Origin of the sequence: Pseudarthrobacter sp. C4D7, from assembly GCF_013359725.1 — a bacterium.
Taxonomy (GTDB): Bacteria; Actinomycetota; Actinomycetes; order Actinomycetales; family Micrococcaceae; genus Arthrobacter.
The window spans coordinates 112,716-137,582 of the sequence record NZ_JABFMW010000005.1 but is presented as its reverse complement, the minus strand read 5'-3'; the positions used below and the strand labels follow the sequence as shown (position 1 = coordinate 137,582).

The following is a 24,867-nucleotide window of genomic DNA, read 5'->3' as shown; positions in this document are numbered from 1 at the left end:
TCCCGTACACGAGTAGGAAGTACTCGATTCCCAGAGGTGCTACTACCGGGGCGCGGGCCTCTACCCGTCCGCCGCCAGGCCGCATGAAGCTGCCGGCAGCAGAAAACCGCCGGGCGTGGAACGCGGCAGGCGGCACAGGGCACTCGGCACTCATGGCAGCGGGTACGGGCAGGGCGAAGTGCCCGGCGGGGGCATCCCACGGAATCCGGACACGCGAGGGCATGGGCCCGGACCCCGGAGAAAGGGCAGCCCGTAGACGGGGAAGCAGTGCGGGGTTGGGGCGGCTGCGTCCTATCTGGGGAGGGCCGACTCCAGCTCATCGCGGCTGCGGACCCCTAGCTTGACGTAGGTCCGGTACAGGTGGCCTTCCACGGTGCGCACGGAGACCATCAACCGTTGTGCGATTTCCCGGTCCGTCAGCCCCTGCACGGCCAGCTCCACGATGTCCTGTTCCCGACGGGTCAGGCGGACCGCAGGCGCCGCGGCAATAAAGCGCCCTTCCCGGAACCGTTCGCCCAGTTCGTGGTCGCACTTCTCGCGCTGGGCAACCGCCTGCCGGGACCGGCGGCGTTCCCCGGACTGCTCCAGCACCGTGCTGGCACGTGCATAGGCTTCACGGGCCAGGTTGACAAAGCCTGCCTCCTCCAGCGAGGCAGCCGTTGCCATGAGGTTGTCGCCGTCGGCGGCCTCCCACGCGGTGGCCAGGGTCAGCAGCGCTTCCGCCCAGCGCCCTTCGACACCGCGGGCGGCCGCCTGCACCATGGGGACCACCGAGGGGTCCCCGAGGTCCCAGCACATGGCAAAGACTTCAAGGAGGTTTCCCGTCCGGGCAGAAGCCTCCGTGGTGGTCATCAGCGTCTGCAGGGCGGCCAGGCCCTTGCCGTCCCGGGCCAGGTATTCCGCAGCTGCGGACACATAGGCTTCGGCCAGGAGATCATGGGCCGGCCAGCCGGTATCGGCGTCTTTGTGGTCCTGTTCCAGCCGCCTGGACTGGTCCGTGTCCCCCAGCCGGGCGGCGGCATAGAAGCCCAGGGCGGTGCCAAAACGGTACAGCTGCAGCGGGTCGTTGAGCCTGAGCGCTTCGACGGCGGGCAGCAGGACCTGGTAGGCGCGCTCCATCCTCCCCTGCCGCAGCAGTGAGTAGCCCCGAAGCAGCTCGAGGCTTCCATGGAAGGTGGCAGCCGCGGCCGCGTTCCCGGCAGCGTAGTGGTTGATTTCCCGCTCGGCCGATTCCCACTCACCCATGGCCAGGTAGTCGGACACCAGCCTCCCCAGCACGAACTCGGGGAAGAAAAAAAGGCTGCCTTCCAGCGGGGGAAGTTCCGAGGCTGCCTGCAGGGCTGCCTCCAGCCCCTGGACGGGACGCCCGGCAGACGCCAGTGCGTGCGCCAGCAGCCCCTCCGCCAGGGCGCGGAGCGGATCTCCCCCGGCATCCGTGCTGCGCTCCCGCATGGCGTCCACGGCGTCGTTCAGTGCCTGGACGTTAACCTCGGCCCCCAGCTGCAGAAGGTGCAGGAGTTCTTCCTGCCAGCCCTGTCCCCCGGCCGCGGCGTGCATCTCGACATCGTCCGCCACCACGCCCAAGGGGTGGCCGATGGCCTGATGCGCCGAGACCCGGAGCAGAAGGACCGCGGGTCCCTCGGGATCCCCTGCCAGGGGAAGCCAACACGTGTCCAGGAGGGCTGCGGCCTCCTGGTAGGCGCCTTCGTTGTACAGCGCCCGCGCCTGGATGGCCTGGGCCAGCGCGACCAGCGGAGGGTGGTGGATGCGGGCAGCGATGGAACGCGCGCTGTGGTTGCGGAACCGCAGCAAGGCTTCCTTGGCCGCCGCCATCAGTTCGTCATCACTGACCCGGACACCGCACTCCAGGGCCCACTCAACGGACCGCAGCCGGCCTTCACCGTGCAGCTGGGCAACGTCCTGGTGGGCTTTGACCTTCTCCAGCAGCTGGAGGCTGCGGGACACGGAGACGGTGTTCCTGATGGCGCCGGCAAAGAGCCCGTTCCAGAGGGAAAGCTCGGCCGGTATGCCCGCCGTTTCCACCACCATCTGCTGGTCCAGCAGGGAACGGACCACAGCAGCGCCGCTGATATCTTCAATGACTTTCCGGCCCACGGGCCCGGCCAGGGCTATCAGCTTCAGCGCTTCCTGTTCCTCGGGTGCACGCCTGAGGTGGTCCTTGGCCACCACAGCCGCGAGCCGTGCCCCGTCCGCGGGCAAGGAACCCAGCAGCATCCAGATTCCGTTGCGCTTGGCCAGGACGCCGGTCTCGGCAGCGTCATGGAGCAGGGCGTCGAGGATCCGGGGGTTTCCTCCCGACGCCGTCCAGATGGCGTCCACCGTTGCATCCGGGACGGTCCCGTCCAGGGCGTGGGCCAGGACCTCTTCGATCTGCTCGCGGTTGAGCGGACGGAGGTCCACGCGCTCGGCAAGACCGTCATACCAGAGCTGGTCCAGCGGCTGCGGAAGGCCGGGACGGGGACGGGCGGCGGCCACCACCGTGGCCCAGCCGGCCGAGATAACCTCCGCCAGGACGCCTGCGGAAGCGTCATCCAGGTGGTGGGCATCATCAACCACCAGGAGGACAGCTGCGCCGTTGCCGCCCTTCAGTTTCTCGAAATACGACCACATGGAACGGAGCACAGCCACCGGTGAGACCGACTCTTCCGCGGTCAGTTCCCCCGTGTACGGAGTCAGCACCCCAAAAGGCACCCCTGCGAGCGCTGAACTGGCATGGATGCGCAGGACGCTCATGCTCCCGGCAAGGCGCTCCGTCACGGCGTCGGTCACAGCCGACTTTCCGATGCCCGGGCCCGCCATGACGAACACGGCCCGGTGGGTGCCGTTCCGGACCAGGTTGCAGATGCGGTCCACCGGTTCCCGGCGGCCGGTCAGGAGCCGGTGTGCAGCCGGCGGCTTGTGGCCATTAGACGAGTCCAGTCAGATCACCCCTTGAAGTTACGCCCAGCTTGGTGAAGACCTGGTACAGGTGCCCTTCCACGGTTCGGACGGACACCCCCATTTCCATGGCGATGTCGCGGTTGGAGGCGCCACGGCCGGCCATCCGCGCGATTTGCCGCTCCCGGCTGGTCAGCAGCGGGCTCCCGCTGCTGGGCACGATGGGCAGGTTGGACACTGTGGCGGCCAGGATGTCCAGCCGTGCCTGCGCCGTCCTTGCGGACAGGGCATCGCCCTCCTGGCGGGCGAAATCCACCGCAAGCGCCATGCAGCGGGCTTCCACGGCGTCGAGTTCGAGCGTGGCCGCGAGTTCACCGCCGGCCAGCAGGACCTTGGCGTCCTTGGTCCTGCTGCCCAGGGCGATCAGCCGCGAAACCTCAGCCAACGGCCCCTGCCTGTGGCCGGCGACATCCTCCAGGAGGCGGAAGTCGGCGTCGCTGCCGTTGACGGTTGCCGCCAGCAGGTACATGCCGGCAAGAGTGTGCCTGCCTGCCTCCACGTTCCGGCGGGCCCCCTGTTTCAGGCCGGCTACCGCGTCCGAGTCCCCCAGCCAGCGGCCGGCAACCAGCGAGCAGAATTCGATCAGGCTCTCCGGGGCGAAGCCCGCGGTGCCGGAGGTGCGCTGCAGCTTGGTGAGGTACTTGCGGGCAAGGGCGGCGTTGCCGGTCTGGGCATACGCCAGGGCGGTGGCCGCGTAGGCAGTCCGCAGCGCTGCCTGGACGGGCTGCAGTTCAAGCTGCGCAGCTGCGGAAATCAAGGGCTCCAGGGCAGCCTCTCCACGGCCGGAAAAGGCGTAGGCCACGCCGGCGGCGAGTTCAGCGGCGGCGCTGCGGTATGGCAGCCGGTGCGGCTGCCCGGCGTCGAAAGGGCTGAGCAGATCAATGCAGCGCCGCCACTGGCCCGCCACCAGCAGCACGAAGTAGGACTCCCTGAGGTAGCGCTCGCGGAGGCCGATGATGTGCGAGGCATCGGTGAGTTGCCCGCCCAGTTGGCGCATGAGGCCCAGCGCCTCCATTTCGCGTCCGGTCAGCGCGAGGGCACTCATCAGGATCATCGCGGACTGGAGCCTGAACGAGGTGTCCGGGTTGAGGTCGGGATCGGCTGCACGTTGGAGCGCCGGGATCATTGGGGCGTAATCCCCGGCGTGGGCCTGGTATTCGAACTCGCTTAACGAGATCCGGTTCGCTGCCACCGCTGCAGGTGCTGGCCAGGACTGCTCCTGGCCCGTCCTGTGCAGCCGTTCCCGGGCGGCGGCAAGCAGGCCGGGCACCTTGCCCGCCTGCTCCGGAATGCAGCGCATCACCTGTGCTTTCGCGGCCACCACCTGGGCGAACTCCTCCAGGTCCAGGGCCTCAAGTTCAGGCTGGGAAAGGTCCGCCAGTGCGGACAGGGCCTGGTCCGGCAGATCCAGCTGGAGGTAGGCCGCAGCCTTCTGCCGCTGCGCGGACGCCCATCCGGGATCGGTCCTCTTCACCATGTCCGCGTACGTCAAGGCAAAACGTGGATCGAAGAGCTGCACGGCGGCCTGGGCTGCGGCCAGTGCCAGCGTTGGCGCCAACTCGGCCTCGCACTCGTGGGTCCAGGCGGCAAAGGACATGAGTTCTTCCACCGTCATGGCCGCCGGGTCCGGTTCCCGGCCGCCCAGCAAGACATTCCGGAGCTCACGCCGCCGGGAGATACTCAGCCATGTCCTGACGACGTCTCCGATGTACTTCTCCCGCAGCGCTACCCAGCGGTGCTCGGAGTCGTCGATTTCCAGCAGGCCGCCGTCCTCCATGTCCGCCACCACGTCGGCACCGTAGATGGTGGTGAGGCTGGAAAGCTCCGCCCGCCGGGCGCAGGAGAGCATTTCGATGACTTCCTGCGCCGCGGGTGATTCCCGCGACCAGCGCGAGCGGACAATGTCGTCAAGGCTGGCGGCGCCGTCGAGCACCACTTTGTCCCGCAGAGTCCAGACGGAATCGGACAGGACCAGGTTCCCCGAGAGCTGCTGTTCGGTGACCAGCGCTTTGAGGAGCAGGGGGTTTCCACCCACCATCTGGTGGTAGGTGCTGACCAGTGAGGAGGCTACCCGGTGCCCCAGCAGGGACAGCAGGACCTGCCTGGTTTGCAGCTCGTTGAGGTTGCTGAGCCGTACTTCGGTCAGTTTCCGGTCCGTCAGCAGCCAATGGAAGTCCGCAGGCAGGTCACTGGAGTTCGGGGCGACGGCGATAATCTTCGCCGTCCCCGTCAGCAGGACGTTAAGGAGAACGCCCGCGCTCATGTCGTCAATGCTGGCGGACGTATCCAGTGTGATGACGCAGGGCCTTCCGGCGGCGTCGCTGCGGATGAGGGAGGTGATGCCGCGCAGGATGGCGGTGGGCGAGCCCATGTACGCCTGCGGCAACCGGGCAAGCAGGAAGGACAGGCAACCGTAGGGCGTGGCGGAGCCGGACGGACCGCTCCGGAGCTGCAGCGACCAGACATCGGGTCCCAGATCAGCCACTGCTGCGCGGGCCAGGGAGGACTTGCCCACTCCCCTGGCGCCGGTGATCACCACGCCATAGGAGTTTTCGCTGGTCAAGGCGGTGCGGACGGCGTCGAGGTTGGCACTTCGTGCAGGCATGGACCATTGCTGGCCCTCGTAGGCCCCTGAAGCAGGCGTGGGCAGCCCGTCACCTTGCGGCGTTGACCCACGTCCCCAGCTGAGTGGCTCGATCGACATGAACTTTTCCCCTACATCCAGCAGTAGCGGGATGTAGCCCCATTGCTCCCCCGCATAGGAAGAAGAGTACCCTGTGCCGCAGACAGGGAAACAGAGCTGGAAGGAACTTTTACGATTCCGTTTGGGTTGATCCGGATTTGGCGGGGTGGAATCTCTGCTGTGCGGCGGTGAGCCCGTCGCGGAGCAGGCACTCCACGGCATCGGCGGCATCATCCAGCAGGAAGGGCAATTCCTTGTGCTCCACCGTGCCGAAATCGCGCAGGACAAAGTCGGCGGTGTCCATCCTGCCCGGCGGACGCCCCACGCCCACGCGCACCCGCAGGTAGTCCTTAGTGCCAAGCGCCTTGGAGATGTCCCGCAACCCGTTATGGCCGCCTTCGCCGCCGCCGAGCTTAAGCTTGACCGTGTTGAAGGGAATGTCGATCTCGTCGTGCACCGCAACCACGTGGTCCGCCGGGATGCCGAAGAAGTTGGCCAATGCCGAGACCGGACCACCCGAAACGTTCATGTAGCTCATGGGCTTCGCCAGGACCACCCTGGGTCCGCCGATGCCCAGCCGGCCTTCAAGGACCTGGGCACGGGCTTTGTGGGTCTTGAACCCGGAACCGATGCGGCCCGCTAGTTCATCGAGCACCATCTGGCCCACGTTGTGCCTGTTGCCTTGGTACTGCGCGCCGGGGTTGCCGAGGCCAACAATCAGCCAGGTGTCAGTCATGGGATCAATCCTAGGGGGACGGCTTGGACAGGGAGGTCCGGACGCTCGTGGACGCCGGCCCGTGGACATGGCAGTGGCCGGGCCCCTGCGGGGTCCGGCCACTGCTGCAAACTGGGAAGTGGTTACTCGGCAGCTTCTTCGGCTGCGGGAGCTTCCTCTTCTGCGCCTTCGGCGCCTTCTTCGGTTTCGGTTTCCTCGACGATTTCGACTTCCTCGGAGATGTTCACCACGAGGGCCTCGGCGTCGGTCAGGAGGACGGTGCCCTTGGGCAGGACCAGGTCCGAAGCGTGGATGTGCTCGCCGGCGGCGCGGCCTTCGATGGAGACCTCGACGGCGGTGGGCAGGTGGGTGGCCTCAGCTTCGAGGGAGACGGTGGTCAGTTCGAGGTTGTGAACCGTGCCGGGAGCGGACTCGCCCTCGACGTGGACGGCTACGTCAACGGTGACCTTCTCGCCCTTGCGGACGGTCAGGAGGTCGATGTGCTCGATGATCTGCTTTACGGGATCGCGCTGGACGTCCTTGACAAGGGCCAGGTGGCCCTCGCCGTTGATGTCCAGGGACAGCAGGGCGTTGGGGGTGCGGACGGCCAGGGTGGTGGCCTTTGCCGGCAGGGTGACGTGGATGGGGTCTGCGCCGTGGCCGTAGATCACGGCGGGGATCAGGTTGGCCATCCGGGCGCGGCGGGCGTAGCCCTTGCCGAATTCGGTGCGCAATTCTGCTGCGAGCTTCTGCTCAGACATGGAATTCTCCTTGAAGACTAAACGGGGTTCAGCAAGGGCGGAGGTCTGGTGTGACCTTCAACGCCGGGCGGCCGGGAGGCGGCCCTTCAAGAAGGTGGCCCCTCGATGAGGAACCATCAGACCCAGTCGATAACGGAGACCTGCAAACCGGTGTCCCGGTTGCTCTCCCTCGCCAAGGTATCGGGAAAAGCCTACCAGTGCCGGGCCGGTTTCCTCAAAAGAGGCCCGGCACTGGTGCGGTATGGATCAGGCCTTGCCGTCGAAGAGGCTGGTGACTGAACCGTCGTCGAACACTTCGCGGATGGCCCTGGCAATCAAGGGCGCGATGGAAAGCACCGTCAACTGCGGGAACTGCTGGGACGAATTCAGCGGCAGGGTGTTGGTGACCACTACTTCGCGTGCGCCGGACTCCGAGAGGCGGCGGGCGGCGGGATCGGAGAAGACCGCGTGCGTGGCTGCGATGATGACATCCTTCGCGCCTGCGTTCTTCAGGACGGTGACGGCACCGGAAATGGTTCCGCCGGTGTCGATCATGTCGTCGATCAGGACACAGGTGCGCCCCTCGATCTGGCCCACCACGGTCTTGGAGACTGCCTGGTTGGGGACGGTGAGGTCGCGGCTCTTGTGGACGAACGCCAGCGGCGCGCCGCCCAGGCGTTCGGCCCACTGTTCGGCCACGCGGACGCGGCCGGTGTCCGGAGAGACAACCGTGATGTTGTCCGAGCCCACACGGGTGCGGATGTAGTCGGCCAGCAGCGGGATGGCCATCAGGTGGTCCACGGGGCCGTCGAAGAAGCCCTGGATCTGGGAGGTGTGCAAGTCCACGCTCATGATGCGGTCCGCGCCGGCGGTCTTGTAGAGGTCGGCCACCAGCCGGGCGGAGATCGGCTCGCGGCCGCGGCCCTTCTTGTCCTGGCGCGCGTACGGGTAGAACGGCGAAACCACCGTGATCCGCTTGGCGGAGGCCCGCTTGAGCGAATCGATCATGATCAGCTGTTCCATGAGGTGGTTGTTCAGCGGCGCGGGGTGCGCCTGGATCACGAACGCATCCGTGCCGCGGACGCTCTCGCCGGCCCGGACGTAGATCTCGCCGTTCGCGAAGTCATAGGCATCCAGCGGCAGGAGTTCGGTGCCGAGCTCCTTGGCGATTTCCCGGGCCAGCTCCGGATGTGCCCGCCCGGAGGCGAGCACCAGCTTCTTCTCGCCGTGCGCCGTAATTTCGCTCATTGTTACTTGCCCTCTTCTGTAGATGCCGGGGTACTTGAGGAGTCATGGGTGGCCGCCTGGGCCAGTTCGGCGGAGCGGGTTCCCGGGCGGTGCTCCGGGACCCAGCCTTCGGTGTTGCGCTGGGCTGCGATGCTCAGCGCAAGCGCACCGGCCGGTACGTCTTTGCGGATCACCGCGCCGGCGCCGCTGTAGGCGCCGTCCCCCACGGTGACCGGGGCGACAAAGACCGTGTTGGAACCTGTCCGGACGCCAGAGCCGATCACCGTGCGGTGCTTCTTCTCGCCGTCGTAGTTTGCCGTGATGTTGCCACAGCCGATGTTGGTGTCTTCACCGATTTCGGCGTCCCCCGCGTAGCCCAGATGGGAGAGCTTTGAGCCGCGGCCAATGGTGACGTTCTTGGTTTCGTAGAAGGCGCCGATCTTGCCTTTTTCACCCAGCACGGTGCCGGGGCGCAGGTACGTGAAGGGGCCGACGGCGGCGCGCGGGCCGATCACCGAGCCGGAGCCGTGGGTGCGGACCACCGTGGCGCCCTCGTGGACTTCGACGTCGGTGAGGGTGGTGTCGGGGCCCACGACGGCGTCCCTGGCCACCGTGGTGGCGCCGTGCAGCTGTGTGTTGGGCAGCAGGCACACGTCCTCGTCAAGGGTGACGGACGCGTCGATCCAGGTGGTGGCCGGGTCCACCACCGTCACGCCGGCGCGCATCCAGGCTTCCACCGTGCGGCGGTTCAGCTCGGCACCGAGTGCTGCGAGCTGGACGCGGTCGTTGGCGCCTTCGACCTGCCAGCGGTCAGCGGTCACGACGGCGGCAACCCGGCCGCCCGCCTCGCGCGCCAGTCCCAGCACGTCGGTCAGGTACTTCTCGCCCTGGGCGTTGTCGGTGGTCACCTTGGCCAGCGCGTCCCGGAGCACGGCGGCGTCGAAGGCGTAGATCCCGGAGTTGACCTCCCGGATCAGGCGCTCGGCCTCGGAGGCATCCTTGTGTTCGCGGATGCACGTGACGGAGCCGTCCTCGCCACGGAGGATGCGGCCGTAGCCGCCGGCGTCGTCCAGGACCGCGGTGAGCACGGTGACAGCGTTGCCGTCGCGCTCGTGGGTGGCGACCAGCTCGGTCAGCAGTTCGCCGGACAGCAGCGGCACATCACCGTAGGTCACCACGACGGTTCCAGCCAGGTGCTCATCCGCATGCAGGGCGTGGAGGGCGGCCTCCACGGCGCGGCCGGTGCCGGGCACGTCGTCCTGGTCCACAATGACGGCGTCGGGGTCCAGTGCCGAGACGTGTCCTGCCACCAGGTCGCGTTCGTAGCGGACCACGATGGCGAGCCGCTGGGGAGCGATGCTGCGGGCTGCCCGGAGGGCGTGGCCCACCATGGACAGGCCACCGATTTCGTGCAGGATCTTGGGGGTACGCGACTTCATCCGGGTACCGGCGCCTGCTGCCAGAACGATTACAGCGGCCGGGCCGGCATTCTCGGGGATCACGTACGGGCTCTCCTTGCTTGGTTGTGCTGGCGCTTTGCAGCGTCCGGTGGACCAGGCCGCCGGACACCGGGTGCCATCCTCATGATCGCGCCCCGCGCAGCAGTTCCGCCCATAGGATTCGAACCTATACTCCACGGCTCCAAAGGCCGGGGTGCTGCCGTTACACCAGAGCGGACCGTGCCGGAGGACTCAAGGCCCGGGCACAAGTCCCTATTTTGCCACGGGTTCAGGGCCCCGCGCGACACGGGGCGCTACGCTCCCGTCCGCCCGCTGAATCCCACCGCCGGCGGTGGGGCATGATGGGAAGGTGAGCAACAACCTTCCGCGGACGCGGATGACTGGCCTGCAGCGCCGAAGCCAGCTGATCGACGTCGGCCGGGGCCTTTTCGCCGTCCGCGGGCTGGACGGGACCACCATCGAGGAAATCGCCGCCTGCGCTGGAGTGTCCAAACCGGTCATCTACGAACACTTCGGTTCCAAGGAAGGCCTGTACACCGAGGTGGTGGACGGCGAATTCCACATCCTCCTGGACGCCGTCAACGCCGCCCTTACCGAGGAAGCCAAGCCCCGGGTCCTCGTCGAACGTGCCGCGCTGGCCCTGCTCACCTACATCGAGGAACGCACGGAGGGCTTCCGCATCCTGATGCGCGACGCACCGCCGTCCCAGCCCGAGGGTGCCTTCTCCACCCTCCTGTCCCACGTCACCGCCCGCGTGGAACACATCCTTTCCGACGAGTTCTCCCGCCGCGGCCTCAGCGGTGAGGACGGTGCCATGTACGCGCAGATGCTGGTGGGCATGGTGGCCATGACCGGCCAGTGGTGGCAGGACAGCCGCCAGCCCGACAAGCACACCGTCGCCGCGCACCTGGTCAACCTCGCCTGGAACGGCCTCACCGGCCTCAAGAAGGAACCCGGGCTGCAGTCCGAACCCTAGGGTGTCACCCTTCGTGAGCGGGGCACCTGCGTCCGGTCCGGGCCTGCCACCCAAGGTGACCTTAGTCGCCCAAGAGCTCTGAGGCTTCGAGCCACTCCATTTCGAGGGTGTCCTTTTCGTCCGTGAGGTTCCTGAGCTGTTTGTTCTGGTCGGCGAGCTTGTCGAAGTCGCCGGCCTCGGTGGTCTTCAGCATCAGGTCGTGAAGCTTCTTTTCCTCTTGGTCGAGCTTTTTGATTTGCCGCTCGATCCTGTTGAGGGCCTTGCGGGCGTCGCGCTTTTCGGCCTCTGAGGGTCCGCCGCCGGCGCCACCGGCGGCCTGTGCCTGCCCGGCACTGGTGACCGGGTTTCCGCCGCCGGTCACGGTGGAGCCGGCAAGGGCGGCCTCACGCAGCTCAAGGTACTGGTCCACGCCGCCGGGCAGGCCGCGCAGCTTGCCGTCGCCGAGCAGCGCCATCTGGTGGTCGGTCACCCGTTCCAGCAGGTAGCGGTCGTGGCTGACCACCACCAGGGTGCCGGGCCAGCCGTCCAGGACGTCCTCGACGGCGGCGAGGGTGTCGGTGTCGAGGTCGTTGGTGGGCTCATCAAGCATCAGCACGTTGGGTTCACCCACCAGCAGCCGGAGCAGCTGCAGTCGGCGCCGCTCGCCGCCGGAGAGGTCGCGCACAGGCGTCCACTGTTTTTGGTTGGTGAAACCGAGCTGCTCCACCAGCTGGCCGGCCGTGAATTCCTTGCCGCCCACGTTGAATGAGCGCTTTTCCCGCTCGATGACCTCGATCACGCGCAGGTCAGCGACGTCGTCGAGCTCCTTGACTTCCTGGGTGAGGACCGCGGTGACCACTGTCTTGCCGCGCTTCAGTTTCCCGGCGTCGGGCGCGATCTCGCCGTTCAGCAGTTTCAGGAGGGTGGTCTTGCCGGCGCCGTTGACGCCCACCAGGCCCAGCCGCTCCCCCGGGGCCAGGCGGAGGGTGATGTTGTCGAAGAGCTTCCTGCCGTCGTCGCCCTGGAAATTCAGGGACACGTTCTCCAGGTCCAGGACATCCTTGCCCTGGCGGGCGGTGGCCATCTTGCTCAGCGCCATGGAGTCGCGCGGGGCCGGAACATCGGCGATCAGCGCATTGGCTGCCTCGATCCGGAACTTCGGCTTGGCGGTCCGGGCAGGGGCGCCCCGGCGCAGCCAGGCGAGTTCCTTCTTGACCAGCTGCTGGCGCTTGCCCTCCACGACGGACGCCATCCGGTCACGCTCGGCCCGGGCCAGCACATACGCGGCATACCCGCCTTCGAAGGGGTCCACGATCCCGTCGTGGACCTCCCAGGTCTTGGTGCAGACTTCGTCGAGGAACCAACGGTCGTGGGTGACCACCAGGAAGGCTCCCTGGTTGGGCCGCCAGCGCGTCTTCAGGTGGCGGGCCAGCCAGGCGACACCCTCGACGTCGAGGTGGTTGGTGGGCTCGTCCAGCATAATGACGTCGTGGTCTTCGATGAGGAGCTTGGCCAGGGCCACGCGCCTCTTCTGACCACCGGAGAGGGCATGGACGTTGGCGTGCCAGTCGACGTCGGACACCAGGCCGCCCATGATCTCCCGGATGCGCGGATTGCGGGCCCACTCGTGGTCCGCCTGGTCCCCCACGATCGCGGCACCCACGGTCAGGTCGCCGTCGAGCACGTCGCTCTGGTCCAGGTACCCGACGTTGACGTCGCCGCGCTTGGTGACCCTGCCGGAGTCCGGGGTGGAACGCAGGGCCAGCAGCCGCATCAGGGTGGATTTGCCGTCGCCGTTGCGGCCCACCATACCGATCCGGTCCCCCTCCTCCAGTCCCAGGGTGATGCCGTCCAGGACGGTGCGGGTTGCGTACGAAACCGTGAGGTTTTCGCCGCCAAGAAGGTGTGCCAAAGGGAACTGCTTTCTGCTGCCGGACGATAGGTATTAAAGGAGTGTGTCGGAGATGATGCGCGCGCCAGGGACCGGGCCGTGGACGGCGAGGGCTGTGAGGCCGTACCTCTGCAGGTCCGCTGCCAAGGCAGCGGCCCCGGCCGAATCCTCGGCCAGCAAAGCCACGGTGGGGCCGGATCCGGAGACCATGCCCGCCATGGCGCCATGGGACTCGCCGATTCCCAGCGTATCGCGCAGCGCAGATGAGAGTTCAATGGATGCCCGCTGCAGGTCGTTGACCAGCACTCGGCTCAGGGACACGGCGTCGCCGCCCCTCAGCGCCGCCAGGATCTTTGGGTCCACACTGGTCGGTTCCACGGCGTCGATTCCCTCGGCCCCGCGCAGCCTGTCCAGGGTCCGGTACACCTCGGGCGTGGAGAGACCGTAGTCTGCCACCACCAGCACCCAATGGGTTTGCGCTTTGGCCAGGGCCGGGGACAGCTCGTCCCCCAGGCCGAGGCCGACGGCGGTGCCGCCCAGGAGTGAGAACGGGACGTCTGCGCCCAGTTCCGCTGCGAGATGTGCCAGTTCCTCACGCGACAGGCCACTGTTCCAGAGGGCGTCGCAGGCCAGGAGGGTGGCAGCGGCGTCGGCCGAACCGCCGCCCATGCCACCGGCCACCGGGACCCGCTTGGTGATCTCCAGGTGCACGCCGGTGGCGTGTTCGGAGACGTCGGCCATGATGGCGGCCGCCCGGTAGGCCAGGTTGCTGCTGTCCAGGGGGATGTCGACGTCGTCGAGGTCCAGGGTGCTTTCCGGGCTGAGGCTGATGGTGATGCCGGGGGCAGCGGTACTGGTGGCGGCCACTTCCTCGTACAGGGACACCGCAAGGTAGACACTGGCCACCGAATGGTACCCGTCCGGCCGCAGCGGCCCCACCGCGAGGGACACGTTGATTTTTCCGGGCGCTTTGACGCGCACTGTCCGCGCCGCGAACCGGCCCCTGCCTGCCCTGTCCAGCCCCGCGCTCACGGGCGGTTTTCCCTGGCTTCAGCGATCCTGGCGAAGGCGGCAATGTCGATGACCTCGCCGCGCGCGGTGGGGTCGACGCCGGCCGCCACCAGGCAGCGCTCGGCTTCCGGGGCTCCCCCGGCCCAGCCCGCCAGGGCGGCGCGGAGTGTCTTGCGCCGCTGGGCGAAGGCGGCGTCAACCACGGCAAACACCTGTTCGCGCGTGGCAGTGGTGGCGGGGGGTTCGCGGCGGGTGAAGGACACCAGCCCGGAATGGATTTTGGGCGCCGGCCAGAAGACATTCATGCCGATCACACCGGCCTTGCGCATTTGGCTGTACCACGCGGCTTTGACGGAGGGGACACCGTAGGTCTTGGATCCCGGTCCTGCTGCGAGTCGGTCTGCCACCTCGTCCTGCACCATCACCAGGCCGTGCTGCAGGCCGGGGAAATGCTGCAGGAGGTGCAGCACCACGGGAACTGCCACGTTGTACGGCAGGTTGGCCACAAGTGCCGTAGGTTCCACCGGCAGTTCCGTGACCTTCATGGCGTCGGCGTGCACCAGGTGGAATGCGCTGGCGGCGGCCGGGCGCCATTCCTTGACCGTTTCGGGGAGTTTTGCTGCCAGGACGGGATCGATTTCGACGGCGACAACCTCTGCTGCTGCGTCGAGCAGTCCCAGCGTGAGGGAGCCGAGCCCGGGACCGACCTCCAGCACTGTTTCGTCCGGCTGCACGTCCGCTGCTGCCACGATCCGGCGGATGGTGTTGCCATCAATAACAAAGTTCTGGCCCAGGGTCTTGGTGGGCCTGACCCCGATTTCCGCCGCCATCCGGCGGATGTCGGAGGCACCGAACAGCGGTGCGGGAGCGGCGGGGATGGGTTCAGTCACCTAGGTATCCTATCCCGCGCGGGTTGGCGGGCCTTTCCGGGTTAAGCGGCTGTGGCCGGCCCCGGGAGTACCCGGGGCCGGCCACAGCAGTCACCTGCGAATATCAGGCTGGCGGATCAGCGGCTGGCCGCCCAGCCGCAACCCCATGGCGACAGGCCACGCTGAGCGTAAACGCGGTTGGCGATGTCGATCTGCTGGGCCTTGGTGGCCAGGCTGGCGTTGGGGGCGTAGGCGCCGCCGCCGGCGCCGATCCAGGTCTGGATGTCGAACTGCAGGCCACCGTAGTAGCCGTTGCCGCTGTTGATGCTCCAGTTTCCGGTGGACTCGCACTGGGCGATCTTGTCCCACATGGCTTCGTTCATCATGGCCGGTGCTGCCGCGCCGGTGTTGGCTCCTGCGGCGGCGGGGGCGGCGGCCGGGGCGGCCTGCGGCACGGGTTTGGCCTTCGTACCGACCGTAACCTTCTCGGCGACCGGCTGGACAGCCACATTTTCGGAGACCAGGGTGCGGGAAGCTTCCCGGCCATCGACCAGGACCAGTTTGAAGGTCCGCTCAAGCTTTCCGGCGGATCCGGCCTGGGTTACTTCCTTCTCGCCCTTGAGCATGTCCGCGCTCTCGGCGGTAACGGTTTCGAAGGGAACGTCTTCGCTGGTGACAGCGGTCTGGCCGGTATCGACCCGCGAAACCTTGATGACCATGTTGTTCACCACGTTGGCATTGGCCGGCTGGGAGGTGCGGTCATTGGCACCAAGTGTCACGCCAGCATCCTCAAGGACCTTGCCGACCGTTGCCGCGGTGGTGGTGGCGGTGTCCGCTTTGCCGTCGGCCACGATGCTGACGGTCTTGGGCGTGGAAATGGAGACGTAGGAGCCGGCCAGCGCAAGGGCGGCATCCTTGGGCGCCGAAACAGACGAGGCACTGGCCACGCCGAGTTCGGTCACCAGGTCTTCGACATCCTGGGCCGTGGTGTTGACGGTTTTTTCGGCCCCGTCAAGGCTGACCTTGACTTCCTTGGCCTGGTTGACGTTGATGACGGTGCCGTTCTGGACCGTTGCGTCAAGGGAGGGGGACACACGGTCGCCGGGCTTCAGGTCCAGGTTGGCGCTCTTGACCACCTGTGCCACTGTTCCACCAAAGGACTGCACGGACGATGCTTTGCCGTCCACGTTGAGCGTGATTGTTTTGTTATTGCCCACGAAGGCTACGAGGCCTGCGACCAGGCCGCAAAGCACCAGCAGCTGGGCGCCAACCTTGATATAGCTGAACTTGCCGTCCGATGTGAAGAACTTGATCACGATTGCCCGTAACTCTCGGTCCATCCGGGCACGGGGAATGGGCAAAGGAATGCCCGGAGCAACCTCACAAAGAGAGTCCGGGCACCGATGCGCCGCCACACTCCGCGCAGCGCCATGGCCGGATATTCGACAGGCCCGGCCAACTGTAGGTGGAGTGAAATTATCCGTTGGCCTTCCCCGACCCCGGCTAATAGTTACCCACTGTAACCGTAGCGTTATAAAGCGACCAACATTTTTGCATACCAGGTATGCGATTCAGTGGGCCCCGCGGGGCTGGATCAGGCCCAGGATCCGTACGCCCGCACGGTATTTTCGCTAATGGTGGTGCACAGGCCGGCGAGGTCGGAGCCTGTCAATTCTGCCATGGCACGCACGGTGTACGGGACCATGTAGCTCGCGTTGGGACGGCCCCGGTGCGGATGCGGGGTAAGAAAAGGGGCATCGGTTTCGACCATGATGAGCTGCCGGTCGGCGACGGCGAGCGCGGCGCGGAGATTCGCGGCATTCTTGAACGTCAGGGTGCCTGCGAACGACATCCACCAGCCGTGGTCGTTGCAGGTTCTGGCCAGCTCCTCATCACCGGAAAAACAATGGAACACCACCCTTTCCGGCGCACCTTCTTCCCGGAGCACGCGGACCACGTCACTGTGCGCATCGCGGTCGTGGATCTGCAGGGTGAGGTTCAGGCGCTTGGCGATGTCGATATGGCGCCGGAAGGAATACTCCTGGTGGCGCAGCCCTTCGCCGTCGGTGCGGTAGAAATCCAGCCCCGTTTCGCCGATCGCGCGGATCCGGGGATGCGTGGCCAACTGCTCGATCTCGGCAAGGGCAGCCTCAAGTTCACCCCGGGCCGCGTAGTGCGGAGCGTCGTTGGGGTGCAGGGCAACAGCGCCCAGGAGCCGTTCGTCCTGGTCAACCGCCTCCACGGTGAAGCGCGAGGACTCCAGGTCGCAGCCCACCTGCACCGCCCCCTGTACGCCGACTGCGGCTGCCGCATCCAGTGCAGCCTTGATCCCCACAGGACCCTTTCCTTCGGGAAAGTCCAGGTGGGTGTGGTTGTCCATGACCGGGACCGGCAAGGGCTCGGGCGCGGGCGGGAAATCCTTCCGGCGTCCGGCATCCGGATCCGCGGCCGCGTCGTCGGCAGGCATCCGGTAGGCAGCGGGAATTGACGAATTGCACATCCATTCAGCCTAACGTTCCAGACGTCCCGCATATTTGCCGGAACTCTCTGTCAGGCATGGCAGTTGTGTTAGTAGTCTGGAACGAACACACGCGCACGCCCACCGAGGGGCGAAGGCAGGCTTGCTGTCACGTCCAGGTGAAACCCGGGCTGAAAGGTTGCCGATGGAACCCCACCGACGCACTGCCAACAATGCAAGCGCACCGAACCTCAACCTGGCCGGCGTCGCCGATGCCGTCAGCCACCTGAACGGCCACCGGCCGGCAGCCATGGAAGCCGCTGAGTTCCATGCAGCGGCGCAGCGCATCCTCACCACGGTCAACACCGTCATCGACGGCAAGTCCGATGCCGCGAAGCTGGCGCTCACCGTACTCCTGGCGCAGGGCCACCTGTTGCTGGAGGACGTGCCCGGCGTCGGGAAGACTCTGCTGGCGAAAACCCTTGCACGGACCATCGACTGCACAGTCAACCGCATACAGTTCACCCCGGACCTCCTCCCGTCGGATGTGACGGGTGTGTCCATCTACAACCAGGCGTCCAGGCTCTTCGAGTTCCGGCCCGGTGCAGTGTTCGCCAACATCGTCATCGGCGATGAGATCAACCGCGCTTCCGCCAAGACCCAGTCAGCGCTGCTGGAATGCATGGAGGAGCACCAGGTGACGGTGGATGGCACGTCGTACAAACTCGATGAGCCGTTCATGGTGGTGGCCACCCAGAATCCCATCGAAATGGAAGGGACATATCCCCTGCCGGAGGCACAGCGGGACCGCTTCATGGCCCGCATTTCCATGGGATACCCGGACAAGGACGCGGAAATCGAAATGCTTGAGACCCATCAGGCGGTCTCACCGCTGGCCAAGGTCTCCCCGGTGGTGACCGCCTCCGATGTTGCAGCCATGATCGCCACCGTCCAACAGGTCTACGTCTCGGACCCCGTCAAGGAGTACACGGTGTCGCTGGGCAGGGCCACGAGGGAAAGCCCGTTGCTGCGGCTGGGCGCCAGTCCCCGGTCCATGCTGCAGCTGCTGCGCGCTGCCAAGGCGACGGCGGCCCTGGACGGGCGTGATTTTGTCCTTCCGGACGACGTAGCTGGTGTGGCCGAGTCCGTCCTGGCGCACCGGATTATTCTTGACCGGAAAGCAGCAGGGTCCGGAGAGACCCCCCACAGCGTCCTGCGCGGCATCCTGTCCCGTCTGCCCGTGCCACAATCGGCCCATGGCCAGCCCGGCCGTGGAACGGCGGCAGCTGCCGCCGGCAGGAACCGCTAGGGGTCAACCGTGGCCATCCTGGACAAGCTCCCGCGGCACCTGTTCACCAGGCGCGGATGGGGCATGCTGGCGGCCGGGGCGTTCACTTTGGCCGCGGCCCAGGTCATGGGCCGGCGTGACCTGCTGACGCTGGCCCTCCTGTTGCTGGTGCTTCCGCTCGTCTCGCTTGCCGGGGTCCGGCTGGTCAAGCCCCGGTTCCGGGTCTACCGCGAATTCAGCCCCTCCCCGGTGGAAACGTCGGCACCGGCGGCGGTCTACCTGGCGGTGGCAAGGACCGGACCCGGCAGCGGACGCGTGGTCATGGAGGAGCGGCTCCCGGGACATTTCGGCCAGGCGCCCGCGTTCCGCTTCCCGTCCCGTTCTGCCTCCGGCGGGACCAGCCGCTATGAATACCACCTCACGTCCCGGTACCGCGGGCAGTTCAGGATTGGGCCGGTAACGGCAGAGTTCACGGACCCTTTCGGCCTGTCGCTGCACCGGCGGGCCATCGACGACGGCGACGTCCTCACGGTGACGCCTGCCGCCGTCGTCCTGCCCGCCACCGGGTTGGCAGGGGCACGGGGCAACGACGGCGTCACCGCCACCCGCGTGCGGGCAAACCCCAGCGACGACGACGTCATGACCCGTGAATACCGGCACGGCGACCCCATGCGCCGGGTCCACTGGGCCGCCACGGCCAGGCACGGGGCCCTGATGGTGCGGCAGGAGGAATCGGTCACCACCCCTGAGGCGACCATCATCCTTGACCACCGTTCCGGTGCTTTTGCCGGCGGCTCTGGAACAGCGATGCCGGGGCTACCGGGCCACGATGGACATGCGGCCGCCACCAGCGACACTTTTGAATGGTCCGTTATTGCCGCCATGTCGGCCTGCGCACACTTCTCTGAACGCAATTTCAGCCTGCGCCTGCTGGATGCCGGCGGCGACCCGGCATTCCTGCATTCCCCTTCCGCCACGGACCCGGCCGCTGATGAGTACAGCGGCCCGTCCGGCCTGCAGGCGATTGCCGAGGGCCTGGCTGCAATCCACCTTTCCGGGACGCACCACCGCCTGGACGGAATGCACCTGGACAAGACCGGAAAGCGCGCGGGCCAGGGTGTCTCCGCGGGATCACCGGTGCACGGAGACGAGGACCACGGTCCGGCGGCTTTCGATGACCAGTTGATGGACAAGTTGTCAGCACACCGGATGCGGGGGCCGCTGATTGCAGTGCTGGGCCGGATGACAGCGCAGGAGGCTGCGGCGCTGGCGCCGGCCGCGGCGTACGGTACGCATGCGTTCGCGCTGCTGGCGGTGGAACGGCCCGGGGAGTTCGAGGATGTCCTTGAGGTGCTGCGCCACGGCGGCTGGCGGGCTGCGGCTGCGGCGCCGAAAACCCCGCTTCCTGCTGCCTGGGGCCAGCTGGCCCAGGATCCGGCCCTGCCGGTGGCCCCCGCAGCGGAAGTCCGCCGGGGAGCGGGGGTGGCCCCATGACCATCGCCCCGCCCAGGTCCACGGGCGCCGGACGGCAGGCACAGGCCGGCCGGGGGACGCCGGCAGGCCGCACCCGCGTGGGTGCCTATCCCTGGGCGATGGCTGCTGCGATATCAGTGGCAGTCTGTGGTGCGGCGCTGTCCCTGAACGGTGTCCTCCGCGGCTGGAACTGGTACTGGCCGGCCATGACCACCGTGCTGGTGGTGGCGCTGGCACTCGCTGCGCTGCGGTCCGTGCGCGCCCAGCCGCTGCTGGTCACCGCCGGAGGCTTCCTGGCCCTGGGCGGCGTCCTGACCCTGACGTTCTTCCGAAGTTCCAGCTTTTTCTGGGTGGTCCCCACCGGTGCCACGCTGCCCGAGCTGGACCGCCTGGTCCAGCGCGCCAGCGAGACGGTGCTGGCGGAGACGGCGCCCGTGGCGCCCAACGCCGGTATTGTCATGGTGGTCTGCGCGGTGCTGGGCCTGGCCGTCATCCTGGTCGATGCCCTCGCCGTGCCGCTGGGAATGCCGGCCGCGTCCGGCACCGGCCTGCTGGCCCTCCTGGTGGTCCCGGCCATGATCAAACCGCAAAGCGTGGGTGTGGGCAGTTTCGTTGCCACGGCGGCGGGATACCTCCTGATCCTTGCATTCAGCCAATGGTTTGCCCCGGAGGGCCGGCTGCAGGGCGGCCCTGCCCGCAGTCCGGGACTGATGCGGCGCGCCGCGCTGACGGGGGCTCTGGCCCTGGCGGCCACCCTGGTGCTGCCGCTGGCCATTCCCGGCTTTGACCGTGGCACTTTCCCGCAGGGGTCCCGGCTGAATCCGTGGGGCGCCTCCACCGGGCTCAATCCGATGATCACCCTGGGCAACAGCCTGCGCACCCCTGACGGAAGCGGCAGGATCACGTACGCCACGAATTCGCCCGCGCCCCTGTATCTGCGCTCGGTGACGGTAGACAGTTTCGACGGCGATTCCTGGGGCCCGGATGACCGCAGCGCGTCGCGGGTTCCCCTTGATGGCCGGATCGACCCCGGCTACCAGGTCCTCACCGACGAGCAGGTACGCCTTGTCACCGCGATCGACGCGGGCACCTTCACCAGCCCCTACCTTCCGGTCCCCTACGCTCCTGAAACCGTCCGCGGCCTCGGCGGCCAATGGACATGGGATCCGGCAACGCTGGCCATCAAAGGCTCGGACAGCACCACCACCAGGCGGCAGGAGTACCTGGTGACCTCTGCAGTGCCCAAGCTCTCCGCAGCCCTGCTGGCCCAGTCCTCGGCTCCGGCACGGGGCATTCCCGACGTCTTCACCCGCGTCCCCGGCAACGTTCCGGACATCGTCAAGACCACTGCGCAGACGGTGGCCGGGTCTGCGGGGACGCCGTACCAAAAAGCCATGGCCATCCAGAAATACCTCCGTTCCGCAGCGTTCACGTACTCCCTGCAGGCACCGGTGCAGGGCGGCTACGACGGCAACGGGCTTTCCGTCCTGGCGGACTTCCTGCAGCAAAAGAGTGGCTACTGCATCCACTACGCTTCCGCGATGGCCGTCATGGCCAGGCTGGAAGGCATTCCGAGCAGGATCGCGGTGGGCTATGCCCCCGGCCGGCTGACCGGGGCCACCATCACGGTGGCGGGCCAGGGGTCCCTCCCGGAATACGAGGCGGATGCGCGTGACGCCCACGCCTGGCCGGAGCTGTACTTCCAGGGCCTGGGCTGGGTGTCCTTTGAACCGACGCCGTCCCGCGGAGTGGTTCCCGACTACGCCACAGAAGCAGCAGCACCGTCGGTGGCGGATCCACTGGGCAACAACGACGGGCTCATTCCCGATACCGCCCCGGCGCCCGCACCGACCCCCACCGCAACGGCGCAGGCGGTCCCCGGTGCCGGCGGCAGTGCATCCGGCGAAGGCGTGCAGCTGATGCCGTGGCTGCTGGGCTCCGCAGGAGTGCTGGGGCTGCTGCTCCTGGCTGCCGCACCGCACCTGGTCCGCACCGGCACCCGGTCCCGGCGGCTGCACCCCAGGCATCCGGACCTGGCTGTTCCGCTTGCCTGGAGCGAGCTTCGGGACCTCGGCACGGACTATGGCATGCCCGCCGGGGACAGTGAAACGCCCCGGGCTTTCGCGGCCCGGTTCCGAAGCACACTGCTCGGCGAACCCGATGGCATGGACAAGGACGCCCACCAGGCTGTGGCGTCCCTGACCTCAGCCTTCGAACACCACAGGTACGGCCGACCGGACACCGGAGCCAGCGCCACAGCGGCCTCCCAGGATATCCCCGGCGGACTTGCCGCCGTGGAGGCGTCGCTGCGTGCCAATGCTCCCCTGCCCAGGCGCTGGGCAGCTTCCTGGCTCCCGCCGTCGGTGACCCGGCGGCTGGGCCGGCTGCTCAGGATGCCGTTCAGCGCGGCCGGAAGCGCCCTCAACCGCTTGCCGCGCCCCGGAGCGCGGTCCAGGCCGGCACCGGATGCCGCCCGCGGCAGGGCGGGCAGGGGCTGAACGCACACGTGCCGGCCGGGAAAATCCCGGCCGGCACGTTGTGTTTCGGACTGCCGGCGTTAGCCGGCGTAGGGGTCGGCGATGCCGATGTACTGCGTGTAGAGGTACTCCTCAATGCCTTCCAGGCCGCCTTCGCGGCCCAGGCCGGACTGCTTCACGCCGCCGAACGGTGCGGCGGCGTTGGAGATCACGCCGGCGTTCAGGCCGAGCATGCCGGTTTCCAGCTTTTCGCCCATCCGGATGCCGCGGTTGAGGTCCTTGGTGAAGACGTAGGCCACCAGGCCGTATTCGGTGTTGTTGGCCAGGCGGACGGCCTCATCCTCGCTGGTGAACGTGATGATCGGAGCAACGGGTCCAAAGATCTCTTCAGACAGGATCCGCGTTCCCTCGGAGACGCCGGAAAGGATGGTGGGCTGGTAGAAGTAGCCCGGCCCCTCCACCGGGGCGCCGCCCAGGACGGCCGTGGCGCCGGAGGCGAGGGCGTCGGACACCAGTTCGTGGACCTTGTCGCGGCTCTTGGCGTCGATCAGCGGGCCCACCTTGGACTCCGGCTCGGTCCCGCGGGCCGTGGTCATCTCTTTCATTTTCGCGGCGAACTTTTCAGCGAATTCGCCGGCCACGGACTCGTGGACGATGAACCGGTTCGCAGCGGTGCAGGCCTCGCCCATGTTGCGGAGCTTCGCGGCCATGGCGCCCGTGACGGCGGCGTCGAGATCGGCATCCTCGAAGACGAGGAACGGGGCATTGCCGCCCAGCTCCATGGAGGTGCGGAGCACGTTTTCGGAGGCATCGGCCAGTAGGCGGCGCCCCACCTCGGTGGAGCCCGTGAAGGAGAGCTTGCGGAGGCGGGAGTCCTTGATCAGGGGTCCCGTGGTGGCCCCGGCGGTGGAGGTGGGGATGACGTTGAGGACACCTGCGGGCAGGCCGGCTTCCTGCATGACGGCCGCGAACAGCTGGGACGTCAGCGGGGTAAGGTTTGCGGACTTCAGCACCATGGTGCAGCCGGCTGCGACAGCCGGGGCGATCTTGCGGGTTGCCATGGCCAGCGGGAAGTTCCACGGGGTGATCAGCAGGCAGGGGCCTACCGGCTTCTTGGTGACCAGGAGGCGGGACTTGCCGTCGGGGGAAACGGAGTAGCGGCCAAAGGCGCGGACCGCTTCCTCGGAGAACCAGCGCAGGAACTCAGCGCCGTAGGTCACTTCGCCGCGTGCTTCGGCCAGCGGCTTGCCCATTTCCATGGTCATCAGGAGGGCGAAGTCTTCTGCCCGTTCCGTCACCAGGTCGAAGGCCCGGCGGAGGATCTCGCCGCGTTCGCGGGGCGGGACCTTGGCCCAGGACTCCTGGGCCGCGGCGGCGGCGTCCAGGGCGGCCGCCGCGTCCTCCGGGCCGGCGTCGGCAATGGCCAGCAGGACCTTCCCGGTGGCGGGATCCTCGACGTCGAACGTCTTGCCGGATGCGGCGTCGCGCCACTCACCGTTGATGAGCAGCCCAGTGGGAACGGAGGCCAAAAGCCGGGTTTCGCGCTCGGCGGTAACGGCCGGCTGTGCGGTGACAGTCACGATGACTCCCTCGTCGGTAGGGTTGTGGCAGCCCGGCGCCGCGGCCGGAGTGACCGGGATCATGGGCTGATTAACAGTCAGACTACTGCGGGCCACCCCCATGGTCTACGCCGTTGCGCACTGCGGAATTGGCACGGGGCTGTGCAGCTGCACAGCCCCGCAGGGGCGTCCTAAACGTTCCGCGGTCCGGCTACCGCGCGGCCAGCACCGCCGAGTAGAGCTCACGCTTGCTGACCCGGGCGTCTTCGGCGACAGCGGCAACAGCCTCCTTCAGCCGGATGCCCTGCGCCACCAGTTCGTTGACTGCCGCAACGTGGTCTTCCGGGGTCCCCGCAGCCTGTTCCGGTGCGCCGCCGAGCACCACGGCAATCTCGCCGCGGACCTCGTTGTCCTCGGCCCACTGGAGCAGCTCGCCCACGGTCCCGCGGATGACTTCCTCGTACGTCTTGGTCAGTTCGCGGCACACTGCGATGGGGCGGTCCGGGCCGAATCTTTCCCGCAGGGCCCTCAGCATGGCTTCAAGCCGGTGCGGCGCCTCGAAGAAGACCATGGTGCGCCGCTCCCCGGCGAGGTCCGCAAGGCGGGACGCCCTCTCGCCGGCCTTCCGGGGCAGGAATCCCTCGAAGCAGAAACGGTCCGTGGGCAGGCCGGAGAGCGCCAATGCCGTGAGGACCGCGGACGGACCGGGGACGGCCGTCACCGGAAGCCCTGCCGCGATGGCACCCTCCACCAGGCGGAAACCGGGGTCCGAGACGGCCGGCATCCCGGCGTCCGTCACCATGAGAAGCGTGCTGCCTGCCCGCACCTGGTCCAGCAGCTCCGCCGTGCGGGTGGCCTCGTTGTGCTCGTGGTAGCTGATGACGCGGCCGGCAACCGCCACCCCCAGGCTCTGCACCAGCCGGTGGAGGCGCCGGGTGTCCTCGGCCGCCACAATGTCCGCCGTGCCCAGCAGTTCCACCAACCGGGCCGACGCATCGCCGGTGTTCCCGATGGGAGTGGCAGCGAGGACGATCCGTCCCGCTGTCGAAGGGCCGGGCTCTGCAAGGGGGCTGGGGTTCGGGTCCACCCACCAAGCCTACTGC

The 24,867-nt window shown here is 67.6% G+C and carries 17 protein-coding genes and 1 tRNA gene; 4 read left to right on the top strand and 14 right to left on the bottom strand.

Annotation, left to right across the window (positions count from 1 at the left end):
* Positions 1–291: 291 nt before the first annotated feature.
* The 7 genes from HNO81_RS06200 to HNO81_RS06170 form a co-directional block, all read right to left on the bottom strand.
* The gene (locus tag HNO81_RS06200) at positions 292–2,895 is read right to left on the bottom strand and encodes a LuxR C-terminal-related transcriptional regulator (RefSeq protein WP_371818179.1); all 2,604 of its coding nucleotides are present in this window, start codon (positions 2,893–2,895) and stop codon (positions 292–294) included.
* 31 nt (positions 2,896–2,926) lie between these two features.
* Positions 2,927–5,662, bottom strand: coding sequence for a LuxR family transcriptional regulator (locus HNO81_RS06195; RefSeq protein WP_175317261.1), 2,736 nt, complete (start codon positions 5,660–5,662; stop codon positions 2,927–2,929).
* A gap of 109 nt (positions 5,663–5,771) precedes the next feature.
* On the bottom strand, positions 5,772–6,377 hold the full coding sequence (pth, locus tag HNO81_RS06190) for an aminoacyl-tRNA hydrolase (protein ID WP_175317260.1): 606 nt from the start codon (positions 6,375–6,377) through the stop codon (positions 5,772–5,774).
* Between the two features lie 122 nt (positions 6,378–6,499).
* Complete coding sequence (locus HNO81_RS06185; RefSeq protein WP_175317259.1) at positions 6,500–7,117, bottom strand: 50S ribosomal protein L25/general stress protein Ctc; 618 nt, start codon at positions 7,115–7,117, stop codon at positions 6,500–6,502.
* Between the two features lie 246 nt (positions 7,118–7,363).
* On the bottom strand, positions 7,364–8,344 hold the full coding sequence (locus HNO81_RS06180) for a ribose-phosphate diphosphokinase (protein WP_175317258.1): 981 nt from the start codon (positions 8,342–8,344) through the stop codon (positions 7,364–7,366).
* Positions 8,345–8,346: 2 nt separating this feature from the next.
* Entirely contained in the window at positions 8,347–9,825 is a 1,479-nt protein-coding gene (gene glmU / locus HNO81_RS06175) for a bifunctional UDP-N-acetylglucosamine diphosphorylase/glucosamine-1-phosphate N-acetyltransferase GlmU (protein ID WP_175317257.1), read from the bottom strand.
* Between the two features lie 103 nt (positions 9,826–9,928).
* Positions 9,929–10,000: transfer RNA gene (locus HNO81_RS06170), tRNA-Gln, on the bottom strand.
* Between the two features lie 132 nt (positions 10,001–10,132).
* On the opposite strand from HNO81_RS06170, the gene HNO81_RS06165 reads away from it, so the two are divergent.
* Positions 10,133–10,759, top strand: a complete 627-nt coding sequence (locus tag HNO81_RS06165; RefSeq protein WP_175317256.1) for a TetR/AcrR family transcriptional regulator — start codon at positions 10,133–10,135, stop codon at positions 10,757–10,759.
* Positions 10,760–10,820: 61 nt separating this feature from the next.
* Here the strand turns inward: HNO81_RS06165 and HNO81_RS06160 are convergent, their stop codons facing one another.
* From HNO81_RS06160 to HNO81_RS06140, 5 genes are all read right to left on the bottom strand, one after another.
* The gene (locus tag HNO81_RS06160; RefSeq protein WP_175317255.1) at positions 10,821–12,650 is read right to left on the bottom strand and encodes an ABC-F family ATP-binding cassette domain-containing protein; all 1,830 of its coding nucleotides are present in this window, start codon (positions 12,648–12,650) and stop codon (positions 10,821–10,823) included.
* A 33-nt stretch (positions 12,651–12,683) separates the two neighbouring features.
* Complete coding sequence (locus HNO81_RS06155; RefSeq protein ID WP_175317254.1) at positions 12,684–13,661, bottom strand: 4-(cytidine 5'-diphospho)-2-C-methyl-D-erythritol kinase; 978 nt, start codon at positions 13,659–13,661, stop codon at positions 12,684–12,686.
* Positions 13,658–14,530 carry a 16S rRNA (adenine(1518)-N(6)/adenine(1519)-N(6))-dimethyltransferase RsmA gene (rsmA, locus tag HNO81_RS06150; RefSeq protein ID WP_175317253.1) on the bottom strand — a complete coding sequence of 291 codons (873 nt, stop codon included), beginning with the start codon at positions 14,528–14,530 and terminating at the stop codon, positions 13,658–13,660. Before rsmA ends, HNO81_RS06155 begins: the two co-directional genes overlap by 4 nt.
* Before the next feature lie 116 nt (positions 14,531–14,646).
* Positions 14,647–15,849: a resuscitation-promoting factor gene (locus tag HNO81_RS06145; protein WP_217509137.1), complete on the bottom strand. Its 1,203-nt coding sequence runs from the start codon at positions 15,847–15,849 to the stop codon at positions 14,647–14,649.
* 254 nt (positions 15,850–16,103) lie between these two features.
* Entirely contained in the window at positions 16,104–17,009 is a 906-nt protein-coding gene (locus HNO81_RS06140; protein WP_175317252.1) for a TatD family hydrolase, read from the bottom strand.
* 163 nt (positions 17,010–17,172) lie between these two features.
* On the opposite strand from HNO81_RS06140, the gene HNO81_RS06135 reads away from it, so the two are divergent.
* Genes HNO81_RS06135 through HNO81_RS06125 form a run of 3 tightly spaced genes read left to right on the top strand, consistent with a single transcriptional unit; the run spans position 17,173 to position 22,226 of the window.
* Positions 17,173–18,276, top strand: coding sequence for a MoxR family ATPase (locus HNO81_RS06135; RefSeq protein WP_175317251.1), 1,104 nt, complete (start codon positions 17,173–17,175; stop codon positions 18,274–18,276).
* A gap of 9 nt (positions 18,277–18,285) precedes the next feature.
* Complete coding sequence (locus HNO81_RS06130) at positions 18,286–19,749, top strand: DUF58 domain-containing protein (RefSeq protein WP_175317250.1); 1,464 nt, start codon at positions 18,286–18,288, stop codon at positions 19,747–19,749.
* Positions 19,746–22,226 (top strand): DUF3488 and transglutaminase-like domain-containing protein, encoded by a 2,481-nt coding sequence (locus tag HNO81_RS06125; RefSeq protein WP_175317249.1) that lies wholly within the window; start codon positions 19,746–19,748, stop codon positions 22,224–22,226. Before HNO81_RS06130 ends, HNO81_RS06125 begins: the two co-directional genes overlap by 4 nt.
* Positions 22,227–22,285: 59 nt before the next feature.
* On the opposite strand, the gene HNO81_RS06120 is transcribed toward HNO81_RS06125, so the two are convergent.
* Together HNO81_RS06120 and rsmI are read right to left on the bottom strand one after the other, a co-directional pair.
* Positions 22,286–23,785: an NAD-dependent succinate-semialdehyde dehydrogenase gene (locus tag HNO81_RS06120; RefSeq protein ID WP_175317248.1), complete on the bottom strand. Its 1,500-nt coding sequence runs from the start codon at positions 23,783–23,785 to the stop codon at positions 22,286–22,288.
* A 190-nt stretch (positions 23,786–23,975) separates the two neighbouring features.
* Positions 23,976–24,851 carry a 16S rRNA (cytidine(1402)-2'-O)-methyltransferase gene (gene rsmI / locus HNO81_RS06115; protein ID WP_175317247.1) on the bottom strand — a complete coding sequence of 292 codons (876 nt, stop codon included), beginning with the start codon at positions 24,849–24,851 and terminating at the stop codon, positions 23,976–23,978.
* Between the last annotated feature and the right edge of the window lie 16 nt (positions 24,852–24,867).